Below are 11,944 nucleotides of genomic sequence, written 5' to 3'. Positions count from 1 at the left end.
CAGGGCGGGGCAGGACGACCATGCCCGGATGCTAACACGCGAGCCAGGAAGGGCTTGCGCCGGACGGGGTCCAGCGGCTATCATTCCGCTTCTTTCACTTTGCATTTCCTTTGGAGCCGTCATGAAAGCCATGACCGTCAGCGCCAAGCCGGAGACCGTCAAGCAGGACTGGTATGTGGTTGATGCCAGCGGCAAGACCTTGGGTCGTCTGTGCTCGGAACTTGCGCGCCGTTTGCGCGGCAAGCACAAGCCGACTTTTACCCCGCACGTCGACACCGGCGATTTCCTCGTCGTGGTCAACGCCGAGAAGATTGCCGTCACCGGCAAGAAGCTGCAGGACAAGATGTATTACCGGTTCACCGGCTACATCGGCAACCTGAAGTCGGAAACCCTCGGCCAGGCCTTGAACGCCCATCCCGAGCGCGTCATCGAAACCGGCGTCAAGGGCATGCTGCCCAAGAATCCGCTCGGCCGCGCCATGTTCAAGAAGCTCAAGGTCTACAAGGGCCCCGAGCATCCGCACACCGCCCAGCAGCCGCAGGCGCTGGACATTTAAGGCACAGGTAGATACCCATGGCTTCGCAGCACAACTACGGCACCGGCCGTCGCAAGTCCTCCACCGCCCGCGTGTTCCTGCGTTCGGGTAGCGGCAAGATCGTCGTCAACGGTCGTCCGCTGGACGAGTTCTTCGGTCGCGAGACCTCGCGCATGATCGTGCGTCAGCCGCTCGAGCTGACCAAGATGACCGACAAGTTCGACATCTCGATCACCGTCGAAGGCGGCGGCATCACCGGCCAGGCCGGCGCCATCCGTCTCGGCATCGCCCGTGGTCTGGTCGAGTACAACGAGTCGCTCAAGAGCGAGCTGCGCAAGGCCGGTTTCATGACCCGTGACGCCCGTGAAGTCGAGCGCAAGAAGGTCGGTCTGCACAAGGCCCGCCGCGCCACGCAGTTCTCGAAGCGTTAATCGTTTCACCGGTCCAGGTCGTCTAGACTGGAGCGAATCCCGAATTGGGGAATCGTCTAACGGTAGGACAACGGTCTCTGACACCGTTAATCTAGGTTCGAACCCTAGTTCCCCAGCCACAAACAAAACCCCCGCGCATGCGGGGGTTTTGTTTTGGGTCCACCGTCGCCCGCCTGAGCGTGCGCTCGCTTTTGTGCCCCGGCATAATCTGCGCCTCGACTCAGGGGAAAGAAGATGACGCCAGCAACCTGGATGTATGCCGATCGCAGCGGACAGCAGCGCGGGCCGGTGGATGCCGCGACGTTGCGTGACGCTTATCGCCGCGGCGATGTCGCCGCCGACGCGCTGGTCTGGCGCGAGGGCATGGCGCAATGGGCGCCGCTGTCGCAGGTTGCCGCGGAACTGGGTCTGGTGATCAATACGCCGCCGCCCCTGCCGGGTGGCTTGCCGCCGATGTCGCCCGCAGCGCAAGCGGCGGCGTACATGCCGGTCGCGACGCAGAAGAAGTCCGGCCTTTCCGGCTGCTGGATCATCGCGATCGTGCTCGGCGTGGTGTTCCTGGTGGTCATGGCGATGATGGCCGCGATCGCAATTCCGGCGTATCAGGAATACGTCTCGCGCGCGCAGTTCGTCGAAGCGACGATTCTGGCCGAAGATCTGAAGCCGGCGGTCGAGCAGCACTATCAGCGCGTGGGTACGTGCCCCACCAACGAATCGCCGTTCCAGGCCCCGGAGACCTACGCGGGTCGCTATGTGGCCCGCATCGAGTTGCAAGGCGGCCCGAAGCCCTGCGAGATCACGGCCATTTTCCGCACTGACGAGAGCGTGACGTCGGTGCTGCGAGGATCGCGCGTGACGATGTCGGGCGTTCCGGATGGCGACTCCTTCACCTGGACCTGCCGTTCGAGCATCCCCGAGCGCTACCGCCGGAACTCCTGCCAGTAGAGTCCGAGCCCGGGCAGGCGGATTGGTGAGGGCCAGGTATGACGCTGCAGGTCAGCGGAAATCCTGGCCCCCGGCGTCGCGTTCATTCTTTTCTGTGACGGACAGCAAACAATTCGATCGAAAATGCAGCTAGGCCGCTTGGCACAATAGTTGCTCACTACCCTCAGCAACCCCGCAAGCCGATGGCGCCGACCGACCTGGTCGGCAAGAATTTGTGACGCAGATCAATGAACTGCGTCGATCTGGTAAAATTCTGACCATTGCTGACGGTGTTAGTAACTTTTACTGGGGAATTGGTGATGACGGGTAACTTCGGCAAGTACGTCTGTGGCTTTCTTGTTTTGCTGGCGACGCTGGCCGGGCAGGCAGCATCGGCTCAGCAATACGCGTTCATCCCGAACGTGGGCAGCAACACCGTCTCGAAAATCGACCTGTCCACCAATGCGGTCGTGTCGACGATCACCTTGCCGGCCGGCAGCTCGCCGCAAGGCGCCGCAGTGAACCCGAGCGGCACGCTCGTCTACGTGACGCGCACCGGCGCCGCCAACGTCGCGGTCATCAACACCGCGACCAATGCCATCGTCACCAATATCGTGGTCGGCACTTCGCCACGCAGCGCGGCGGTGAGCCCGGACGGCACCCGGGTTTATGTCACTAACTACGGTAGCAATACTGTCACCGTCATCAATGCCCTCACCAACACCGTCGTCTCTACGGTGACGGTCGGCACCGGCCCGCTCGGACTGGCGATCACGCCGTCGGGCAGCTTTGTCTACGTGGCCAATCGCGACGCCAACAGTGTCTCGGTCATCAATACGACGACCAACACGGTGGCTTCGACCATCGCTCTCGCCGCGGGCGCGGGTCCGTGGGATATCGCGATCAATGCGTCCGGCTCGCTGGTGTATGTCGCCAACGATGCCAACGACACCGTCACGGCGATCAATCCGGCGACCAACACCATCATCAGCAGCTTCGCGGTCGGCGACGGCCCCGGCGGCATCGCGTTCACGCCCAATGGCGCGTACGCGTACACGGTCAATTACGGCGGCAACAACGTCTCTGTCGTCAATGCGGTCACCAACACGCTGCACAGCACGCTCGCGATCGGCACGCCCAACAACAGCGGTCCGTGGGGCATGAGCTTCAATGCGACGGGTACGGCGATGTACATGACGCGCTCGGCGAGCGCCCGTCTGTCGGTGATCAGCCCGGCGACCAACACGGTCACGACGGCGAGCATCGCGGTCGGCACCACGCCGTATGCGATGGGTGCGTTCATCGCCCGTCCGAACTACGGCCAGGGCGCCCTGGTTTCCGGCAATTACCACACCTGCCGCCTTCGCACGAACGGCACGGCCGCTTGCTGGGGCCGCAACGACGATGGTCAGACGAACGCGCCGGCGGGCGTGTTCAAGCAGCTCGTGGCCGGCAACAACCACACCTGCGGCCTGCGCACGAATGGCGCGGTCGAGTGCTGGGGCAACAACACCTATGGCCAGAGCACGAATCCGACCGGCACTTTCATCAGCCTGGCGGGCGGCTATCGCCACAACTGCGGCATGCTCGCCAACGCCACGGCCGCCTCGAACGGCACGCTGAAGTGCTGGGGTGACAACGCCGAAGGCCAGGCGCCGGCTGTCGCGCCGGCCGGCACGAATACGCAGGTCAGCGCCGGCAGCTCGCACAATTGCAGCCTGCGCTTCGACGGCACGGCCGCGCAGATCGGCAGCATCCGCTGCTGGGGCAACAGCGCGCTCGGCCAGACCACGCCGGCCACCGGCGCCGACTTCGTCCAGGTCGTGAGCGGCAGCAGCTTCAGCTGCGGTCTGCGCCGCGCCGGCACGATCGCTTGCTGGGGCGATGCGACGTCGGGCAAGACCACGCCGCCGTCGGGTCAGTTCACCCAGATCGCCGCGTCGGGTCTGTATGCCTGCGGCCTGCGCTTCAACGGCGACATGGTGTGCTGGGGCGACAACACCTACGGCCAGACGACCGTGCCCACGGGCAAGTTCGTGCAGCTGGCTCCGGGCCGTTTCCACAACTGCGGCATGCGCGACTATGGCGTGGTGCAGTGCTGGGGCAGCTACAACGTCTACAACCAGGCCCCGCAGCTGAGCCTGCTGCCGTCGAGCGCGGTGCTCGGTCCGGTCGCGCGCAACAGCCCCTTCAACCTGAGCCTGAGCCTGAGCGTCGCCAATCCGGGCGTGAAGACACCCTATCCGGTGCCGACGCCGGCCTTCGGCCTGATCGCGGGTGCCTTGCCGACCGGCGTGACGCTGAGCGCGTCCGGTGTGCTGAGCGGCACCCCGACGCTGGCGGGTTCCTACAGCTTCACCATCCAGGCCGAAGATGCGAACGGTTTCGTGGCGCAGCGCGCCTACTCGCTGGTCGTCACCTCGCCGGACACGACCGCGCCGGTCATCACGCCGGTCATCACCGGCCTGGCGGGCACCAACGGCTGGTACCGCGGCAACGTCACGGTCAACTGGACGGTGACCGATCCCGATTCCCAGGTGACGTCGACGGTCGGCTGCGGTACGACCCTGATCACTACCGAAACCGCCGGCACCGGCGTGACCTGCACGGCGACGAGCGCCGGCGGCACCAGCAATGCCACCGCGACGATCAAGCTCGACAAGACGGCGCCGACCCTGGTGCCGACCATTTCGGACAAGCGTCCGCTGTTCAACTCCACCGGCACCACGGCCAGCGCCGCCGGCGCTACCGACAGTCTGTCCGGACTCGCCAGCCAGAGCTGCCCGCCGGTCGCGACCAATGTCGCGGGCACGATCCGCCTCAATTGCACGGCGACCGACAACGCGGGCAACGTCGCGATCAAGCCGGTCAGCTACATCGTGATCTATGCGTTCGTCGGCTTCACCGACACCGTCGTCAACCCGGGCTATTTCAACAGCGCCGGTCTGAATCAGCCGATCACGTTCAAGTGGCGTTCGCTCGATGCCAACGGCGCGCCGGTGACCACGCTCACTTCGGCGGTCATCACCTCGGCGGCCTACGCTTGCCCGGCATCGATCAAGAATGTCACGCCGACCTCGGCCGAACCGCTCGGATTCCAGAATCTGGGCAACGGCTACTACGAATACACCTGGACCACGCCGGCGAGCGCCAGCTGTGCGAAGTTGACGCTGACGCTGCAGGACGGCGATCACATCCACACCGCGCTCTTCTCCTTCCAGTAAACATCGCTGTCCCGGCCTCCGGTTCCGGAGGTCGGGAGGCCGGGTTCCAGGCCGTCCCTAGCCACCGGCGCAACGCTGGGGCTAGACTCGGACCAGCCTTTGCGGAGTCCCGTCATGCCCGTACCTGTCGCCGAGCTGGCCAAGCTCTTTCCACTCGACGCGCTGCGCCCGGAAACCCGGGAGCAGCTCGCACGCGAAGCGACCGTCAGCGAATACGCGCGTAACGAAGCCGTGTTCCGCGTCGGCGACATGGACGAGGACACCTGCTACCTGATCGAAGGCGAGCTGCGTTGCGAATACCCCGACGGCCGCACCGTCGCGCATGTCGCCGGCAGCGGCCATGGCCGCTATTCGCTCAACGATGCCGTGCCGCGCCGCTTCACGGCGACGGTGGTCACGCAGCGGGCCCGGGTCATCCGCCTGGAGCGTCGCTTCATCGAGAAGGTCATCACCTGGGATCAGCTCAGTCGCGATCCGACCTACCGCTTCCACGACAGCAGCGCCGGCGGCAGCGCCTGGGTGTTCCGACTGCTGCACAGCCACGCCTTCATCAAGCTGCCGACCGGCAATCTCGAGCGCATGTTCAGCCGCTTCGAAGAGGTCTACGTAAAGCCCGGCGAAATCGTCATGCGCGAAGGCGACGTGCCCGACAACTTCTACGTGATTCGCGAAGGCACCGCGGCGGTATCGAAATACCTCGACGGGGCGCCGCAAGTCGTGGCCTATCTGCGCGAGGGCGATATTTTCGGCGAGGATGCCTTGCTCGCGAACGTGCCGCGCAATGCGACCGTGCGCATGATGCAGGGCGGTCGCCTCATGAAACTGTCCAAGGAAGCGTTCGAAGCGGTGCTTAAGCCGCCGATGGTGTCCTGGGTGCTGCCGGCAGAAGCCGCGCGCCTGGTGCAGGAAGGCGCGACCTTGGTCGACGTCCGCATGCCCGGCGAATTCGCCCAGCGCGCGATCCACGGCGCCGCCAACGTTCCGCTCTATCGCCTGCGCGAGGAAATGCCCAGCCTGCTTGCGCCGGGCGGACGCGTGGTCGTCTACTGCAACACCGGCGAGCGCTCGGCAGCGGCGGCCTTCGTGCTCAATGCCCAGGGCTACACGGTGCATGCGATGCATGGCGGCCTGGGCGCAATGCTGCGCATGCAGGCGGCCAGCGCACCGGCGGTCTGATCAGCGCACGACGCCGTCGACGATCACCACGTCCGCCGCGCGTCGCGCGAACAAACCCACCGAGACTACGCCGGTGATCTGGTTGAGCTCGCGTTCGAGCGCGACCGGATCGGTGATCTGCCAGTGGTGGACGTCCAGGATCCAGTTGCCGTTATCGGTCACGGTGCCTTCGCGCCAGACCGGCTGACCTCTCATTTCGGCGATCCGGCGGGCGACCAGGCTGCGCGCCATCGGGATCACTTCGATCGGCACGGGAAACTTGCCGAGCAACTCCACCTGCTTGCTCGCATCGATGATGCACACAAAACGTCGGCTGGCCTCGGCGATGATCTTCTCGCGCGTAAGTGCACCGCCGCCGCCCTTGATGAGGCGATTGTGCCGGTCGCATTCGTCCGCGCCGTCCACGTACAGGTCCAGGGTGCCGGTGGCGTTGAGATCGAGCACCGCAATGCCGTGCTCCTTGAGCAGGCGGGTACTTTGCTCCGAACTCGATACGGCGCCCTCGATGCGATCCTTCATGCGCCCCAGGGCCTCGATGAAGAACGCAACCGTCGACCCGGTGCCGACGCCGACGATGCTGCCTTCGGTGACGTATTCGGCGGCCTTGTCGCCCGAACGCCGTTTGCCTTCTGCCTGTGACATGCCGCGTCCTTATTCGAGAGAAAGAATGAATTTCCACTGCGCTGCGGTGACCGGCAGCACGGACAGCCGGTTGCCGCGCTGGGTCAGCGCGAAGTCGCCGAGCTGCTCGGACTTCGCTTTCAGCTCATCGAGGGAAATCGTGCGCGCGAGCTTGCGCTTGAAGCCGACGTCGACCAGCCACCAGCGCGGTTGCTCGGGCTTGCTGGCCGGATCGTAGTAGTCGGACTTCTTCTTGAACTGGCTGGGATCGGGGTAGGTCTCGCTGACGACCTCGGCAAGGCCGACCACGCCGGGAATCTCGGTATTGGAGTGATAGAACAGGATGCCGTCGCCGACTTTCATGTCCTTCATCATGTAGTTGCGTGCCTGGTAGTTGCGCACGCCGCTCCAGGGCTCCCGACCGACCTTGGCGAGGGCGTCGATGGAGAATTCTTCGGGCTCGGACTTCATCAACCAATATTTCATTCGCCATTCCCGCCTGGATCCTGCGCGATAGTTTACCCGGCGCCGGATGGCCGGCGCGTCGGGATCAGCGGCAGATCACCAGTTCGTCGGGCGTCGCGACCGCGTCCAGGCCCACATCCCAGTCCTCGCCCGTGAGGTCGGGCAGTTCCTGGAATGCGTAGCCGATGCCGAGCAGCCAGGGCGGCGCGGCAGCTTGCTGGCGAAAGGCGAGGCTACGGTCGTAGTAACCGCCGCCCATGCCCAGGCGATGCCCGTCGCGGCTGAAGCCCAACAGCGGGACGAGCAGGATCGACAGCGCGTGCGCGTCGAGTTGCGACGACAGCACGACATCCGGTTCGGGAATACCGTAGCGATTGGCGACCAGTGGATCGCCCGGGCGCCAGGGCGCGAACTTCAGCGTGTTGTCGTCCTGGATGCAGGGCAGGCACCAGACCTGGTCGGCGCGCAGGCGTAATTGCAGCACGTGCAACGGCAACTCGCCGCCCGTCGCCCAATAACCGGCGACGTAGCCGGGCTGGGCGAACGCGGGGAAGGCGGAGACTCGCGCAACGATCGCTTCGGCCGCAGCGATGCGCTCGGCGGCGGGCAACGATTGTCGGCGTTGTCGCAAGGTCTGGCGCCATGCGCGCTTGCGACCGGCCGCGTCGGAGGCTGTCTCGGACGTGTCGAACGGACCGGTATTCAAGAATTGCATCCTCCGCCATGCCGATGCCGTACGAAACGACCTTGATCCCTAGGATCAAGTGGGTACCCGTGCCACCCCATCAGGCTTTCCGCAACGCGGCGGACATGCACACAGCGGTGGCAGCAGATTCCCAGGTCGTGTTTATGGGACAAGGCGTATGTTAGCGCAGGCTGTCAAACACGGCAGAGGACGCCGGCGAAGTATAGCGCCGGCGCAAATTTTTTTCGTGAACATTGCGTTTTTCGCGCGCGGACGAATGGCGCGGAAAGGGCAGGGGTCGGTGGCGATTCAGCGCGACGCGAGAGTTTCGAACAGGCCGTCGAGCTTGCGGTTCATCTCGCCGAGCGTGCGGACCATTTCCTGGTCGTGCGACTGGTCGACGTTCTTGCTTTGCAGCAGTTCGTGCGCGAGATTGAGTGCGGCCAGCACCGCGACGCGGTCGAGTGCGGCCATCTTGTTGTTGCCGCGGATCTCGCGCATGCGCGCGTCGAGCAGGTGCGCGGCGGCCATGAGGCTGTCGCGTTCGTCGGGTTCGACGCCGACGGTGAACTCGCGGTCGAGGATCTTGACGTTGACCGGCTCGCTCACGCGTTGTTCTCCAGGGACTTGAGGCGGTTGATCATCGCCTCGACCCGCGAACGGGCCAGCTCGTTCTTGCTCAGCAGTTGCGCACGCTCGCTGACCAGCTGTTCCTGGCCCTGGCGCAGGCTGCGGTTCTCGTCGGCGAGGCGACGCGTCATTTCGAGCAGCTTGTCCACGCGCAAGGCGAGTTGCTGCAGCTGGACGTGGAGGTCGGTCATCGGGGCACCTTAGGCGCGGGCCGGTTGCGGGTCAATACGAGCCATCAGTACGGGGCGGGAATCGCCGCCACCGTGCCGGGCTGCCAGCTGCGGATGAAGGCCAGGCAGCGATGCGAATCCAGCGGCGGCGACAGCCAGAAGCCCTGGATCTCGTCGCAGCCCTGTTCGCGCAGGTAGCTCAGTTGCTGCTCGGTTTCCACGCCTTCGGCGATCACGTTCAGGCCCAGCGAATGACCCATGGTGATCACCGTTGCGGTGATCGCCTCGTCGTCGGGGTCGCGGGTGAGGTCGCCGATGAATTCCTTGTCGATCTTCAGCGTGTCGATCGGCAGGCGCTTGAGGTAGACCAGCGAGGAATAGCCGGTGCCGAAGTCGTCGATCGCCAGGCTCACGCCGATCTTGCGCAGCTCGTTGAGCACGTTGGTGGTCTGCTCGGCGTTCTGCATGACCATCGACTCGGTCACTTCCAGTTCGATGCGATTGGCTGGCACGCCAGTGTCCTCGATCACCTGGGTCAGGTGTTCGGGCAGGTTCGAGCGCAGCAACTGCAAGACCGAGACATTGATACCGATCGAAAGCTCGGTCAGGCCGTGATTGCGCCAGCGTTTGAGCGTCTGGCAGGCCTCTTCCAGCACCCATTCGCCGATCGGCAGGATCAGGCCGCTTTCTTCGGCCAGCGGAATGAACACGACCGGGCTGATCTCACCCAGTTCGGCGCTGTGCCAGCGCAGCAGTGCCTCGACACCGGTGATGCGGCCGTCGGCCAGCGCCATGCGCGGCTGGAACACCAGGCGGAACTCGCCGCGGTCGAGCGCCTTGCGCAGCGACGCGAGCACCGTCGCACGCCGGCGCGACTCGGCATCCATGGTTTCGTTGTAGATCTGGTAGGTGTTGCGACCTTCGGCCTTGGCCTGGTACATCGCGGTGTCGGCGAATTTCAGCAGGTCGGTCGGCACCAGGGCATGGTCGGGATACAGGCTAATGCCGAGAGAAGGCGTGATGCTGACGTCGTGGCGCTCGTCGACTTCCAGCGGCATCGAGAACGCATTGAGGATTTCGCGGGCCATGCGTTCGACTGCGGGCAGACTCTCGACATCCTCGAGCACGACAGTGAATTCGTCGCCGCCCAGGCGCGCGACGGTGTCGGACGCGCTCACTGTGGCCTGCAGGCGCGTCGCGGCGGCTTTCAGCAGGCGGTCGCCGGCGGCATGGCCGAGCGAGTCGTTGATGTCCTTGAAGCGATCCAGGTCCAGGAACAGCACGGCGACGCGCGTTTCCTGCCGGCGTGCCCGCACGATCGCGCGGCCCAGTCGCTCGGAGAGCAGGGCGCGGTTGGGCAGGCCGGTCAGCGTGTCGTAGTTGGCGAGATAGCGCAGTTCCTGCTCGGCGCGCTTCTTGTCGGTGATGTCGTTGACCACGGCGACGAAATGGCTGCGCATGCCCTGGGCATCGCGCACTTCGCTCATCTCGATCCAGCCGAGGAATTCTTCGCTGTCCTTGCGCTTTTGCCACATCTCGCCGGCCCAGTGACCGGTGCGTTCGAGGATGTCACGCACGCGGCGGTAGAAGTCGCTGCTGTGCTGGCTGGAGTCGAGCAGCCGGCTGTTCTGGCCGACGACCTCTTCTTCGCTGTAGCCGGTGATGCGCGAGAACGCAGGGTTGACGGAAATGAAACGGAAATCGAGGTCGATCACGCCGACCGCCTCGCTCATCGACCGCAGCACTTCCAGCGCGACGCGGCGTTCGCGTTCGGCGCGGCGGATCAGGGTGATGTCGCGCGCGGTGCCGGCCAGACGCAGCGGGCTGCCGCCGGCGTCGCGTTCGACGACCTTGCCGCGGGCGCGTACCCAGATCCATTCGCCGCGCACGTTGCGGATGCGGTGCTCGGACTCGTATAGCTCGGAGTGGCCGACGATGTGTTCCTGCAGCAGCTTTTGCACGCGCGGCAGATCGTCGGGATGGATCGAGTGCGTGCGCCAGTCGTCCGTGCTCATCGAATCCATCGAGCCCTGGCCGAGCAGCTGGCTGGCGCCGAGACGGTAAACGCTGTTCTCGCGGATGTTCCAGTCCCAGAATTCGTCGCCCGAGCCCCACAGCGCCAGGTTCAGGCGCGCCTCGCGTTCGCGGATTTCGGCGAGCAGGGTTTTTTCCTGCTGGCGGCGCTTGCGCATGACCCACCACAGCAGCCAGGCCAGCATGGCGGCGATGATCAGCAGCGCGATCTGGGACGCGGGGAGATACTTGCTCGCCTCGCTCGGCGCGGCGACGGCGACAGGCGAGAGCAGCAAGCCCAGCCATGCCGTCGGCACGAGCACGGCCCAGAGGCGACGCGCCGAGGTTACCGGAATCTTGGCCACCCCTGATCTTGCCCGCACGTCTGGCAACTCCCGCATTCGCCTTAGGCCCCGTTGCAGTCTAGGGGTGTGCCCGCAAGGCCACAAGCCGAGCGCGCCAGCGGGCTGGCGGGGCTTGCTAGAATGGCTGATCCCCGCGTTGGCCGTCCCATGACCGAGATCGATCTGCCCCTGTATGCCGAGGTCACTGCCCAGGCCGAAGCCTTGCGTCTGGGTACCGATGCGGCGGAGCTGCATGGTTCGCTGTGCGGCTATCTTTCCGGCGGCGCAACGCCGTCGCGCAAGGACTGGCTGGCCCTGGTCATGGCCGATTCCGACCTCGACGACGTCGAGCCGGACTCCGCGCTCGACCAGATGTTCCGGGCGACGGCGCTGCTGCTCGAGTCTCCCGATTTCGGTTTCGAGCTGCTGATGCCCGACCCGGATCTGTCGGTGTCCGAGCGTGGCGATGCCTTGCTGGGTTGGTGCCGCGGCTTCCTGGGCGGTTTCGGCCTGGCGGCCGGTGCCGAGCCGCCGTTGTCGGAAGAATCCCGCGACGCCCTCGGCGACCTCAGCCGCATCGCCGCCAGCGACCTGGCCTACGACGACCCGGAATCGGATGAGGAGGCGCTGGAAGAAGTCGCCGAATTCGTCCGCGTCGCCGCGCTGCTGCTGCACAGCGACTGTGTGCTCGGACCGCGACATCGCCGCTCCCTGAATTGATTCCCG

Annotated in this window: 12 protein-coding genes, 1 tRNA gene and 1 other RNA gene; 7 read left to right on the top strand and 7 right to left on the bottom strand. The window is 65.2% G+C overall.

What is annotated here, in order from left to right; translation table 11 throughout:
* The first annotated feature begins 130 nt into the window (after positions 1-130).
* The 6 genes from rplM to G467_RS0112945 all read left to right on the top strand — a co-directional run bounded on the left by rplM (position 131) and on the right by G467_RS0112945 (position 6,290).
* Complete coding sequence (gene rplM / locus G467_RS0112970; protein WP_022970173.1) at positions 131-556, top strand: 50S ribosomal protein L13; 426 nt, start codon at positions 131-133, stop codon at positions 554-556.
* A gap of 17 nt (positions 557-573) precedes the next feature.
* A complete protein-coding gene (rpsI, locus tag G467_RS0112965; protein ID WP_022970172.1) occupies positions 574-966 on the top strand; it encodes a 30S ribosomal protein S9 in 393 nt (130 codons plus the stop codon).
* A gap of 45 nt (positions 967-1,011) precedes the next feature.
* Positions 1,012-1,085: transfer RNA gene (locus tag G467_RS0112960), tRNA-Gln, on the top strand.
* Positions 1,086-1,200: 115 nt separating this feature from the next.
* On the top strand, positions 1,201-1,911 hold the full coding sequence (locus G467_RS16815; RefSeq protein WP_022970171.1) for a GYF domain-containing protein: 711 nt from the start codon (positions 1,201-1,203) through the stop codon (positions 1,909-1,911).
* 299 nt (positions 1,912-2,210) lie between these two features.
* The gene (locus G467_RS17630; RefSeq protein ID WP_022970170.1) at positions 2,211-5,114 is read left to right on the top strand and encodes a beta-propeller fold lactonase family protein; all 2,904 of its coding nucleotides are present in this window, start codon (positions 2,211-2,213) and stop codon (positions 5,112-5,114) included.
* A 114-nt stretch (positions 5,115-5,228) separates the two neighbouring features.
* Positions 5,229-6,290, top strand: coding sequence for a cyclic nucleotide-binding domain-containing protein (locus G467_RS0112945; RefSeq protein ID WP_022970169.1), 1,062 nt, complete (start codon positions 5,229-5,231; stop codon positions 6,288-6,290).
* Here the strand turns inward: G467_RS0112945 and rpiA are convergent, their stop codons facing one another.
* From rpiA to G467_RS16805, 7 genes are all read right to left on the bottom strand, one after another.
* On the bottom strand, positions 6,291-6,932 hold the full coding sequence (rpiA, locus tag G467_RS0112940; protein ID WP_022970168.1) for a ribose-5-phosphate isomerase RpiA: 642 nt from the start codon (positions 6,930-6,932) through the stop codon (positions 6,291-6,293).
* 9 nt (positions 6,933-6,941) lie between these two features.
* Positions 6,942-7,397, bottom strand: coding sequence for an EVE domain-containing protein (locus G467_RS0112935; RefSeq protein WP_022970167.1), 456 nt, complete (start codon positions 7,395-7,397; stop codon positions 6,942-6,944).
* A 64-nt stretch (positions 7,398-7,461) separates the two neighbouring features.
* Entirely contained in the window at positions 7,462-8,082 is a 621-nt protein-coding gene (locus G467_RS0112930; protein ID WP_026802672.1) for a 5-formyltetrahydrofolate cyclo-ligase, read from the bottom strand.
* Positions 8,083-8,087: 5 nt separating this feature from the next.
* A non-coding RNA gene (ssrS, locus tag G467_RS17895) (6S RNA) lies at positions 8,088-8,274 on the bottom strand.
* 96 nt (positions 8,275-8,370) lie between these two features.
* Positions 8,371-8,670, bottom strand: a complete 300-nt coding sequence (locus tag G467_RS0112925; protein ID WP_022970165.1) for a cell division protein ZapA — start codon at positions 8,668-8,670, stop codon at positions 8,371-8,373.
* Positions 8,667-8,882, bottom strand: a complete 216-nt coding sequence (locus tag G467_RS0112920) for a TIGR02449 family protein (protein ID WP_022970164.1) — start codon at positions 8,880-8,882, stop codon at positions 8,667-8,669. The genes G467_RS0112925 and G467_RS0112920 overlap by 4 nt, the downstream gene beginning before the upstream one ends.
* A gap of 44 nt (positions 8,883-8,926) precedes the next feature.
* Positions 8,927-11,239 (bottom strand): putative bifunctional diguanylate cyclase/phosphodiesterase, encoded by a 2,313-nt coding sequence (locus tag G467_RS16805; protein WP_022970163.1) that lies wholly within the window; start codon positions 11,237-11,239, stop codon positions 8,927-8,929.
* 147 nt (positions 11,240-11,386) lie between these two features.
* On the opposite strand from G467_RS16805, the gene G467_RS0112910 reads away from it, so the two are divergent.
* A complete protein-coding gene (locus tag G467_RS0112910; protein ID WP_022970162.1) occupies positions 11,387-11,938 on the top strand; it encodes a UPF0149 family protein in 552 nt (183 codons plus the stop codon).
* Positions 11,939-11,944 lie beyond the last annotated feature (6 nt).

Origin of the sequence: Arenimonas oryziterrae DSM 21050 = YC6267, assembly GCF_000420545.1 — a bacterium.
Taxonomy (GTDB): domain Bacteria; phylum Pseudomonadota; class Gammaproteobacteria; order Xanthomonadales; family Xanthomonadaceae; genus Arenimonas; species Arenimonas oryziterrae.
This window is presented reverse-complemented; position numbering and strand designations above follow the sequence as displayed.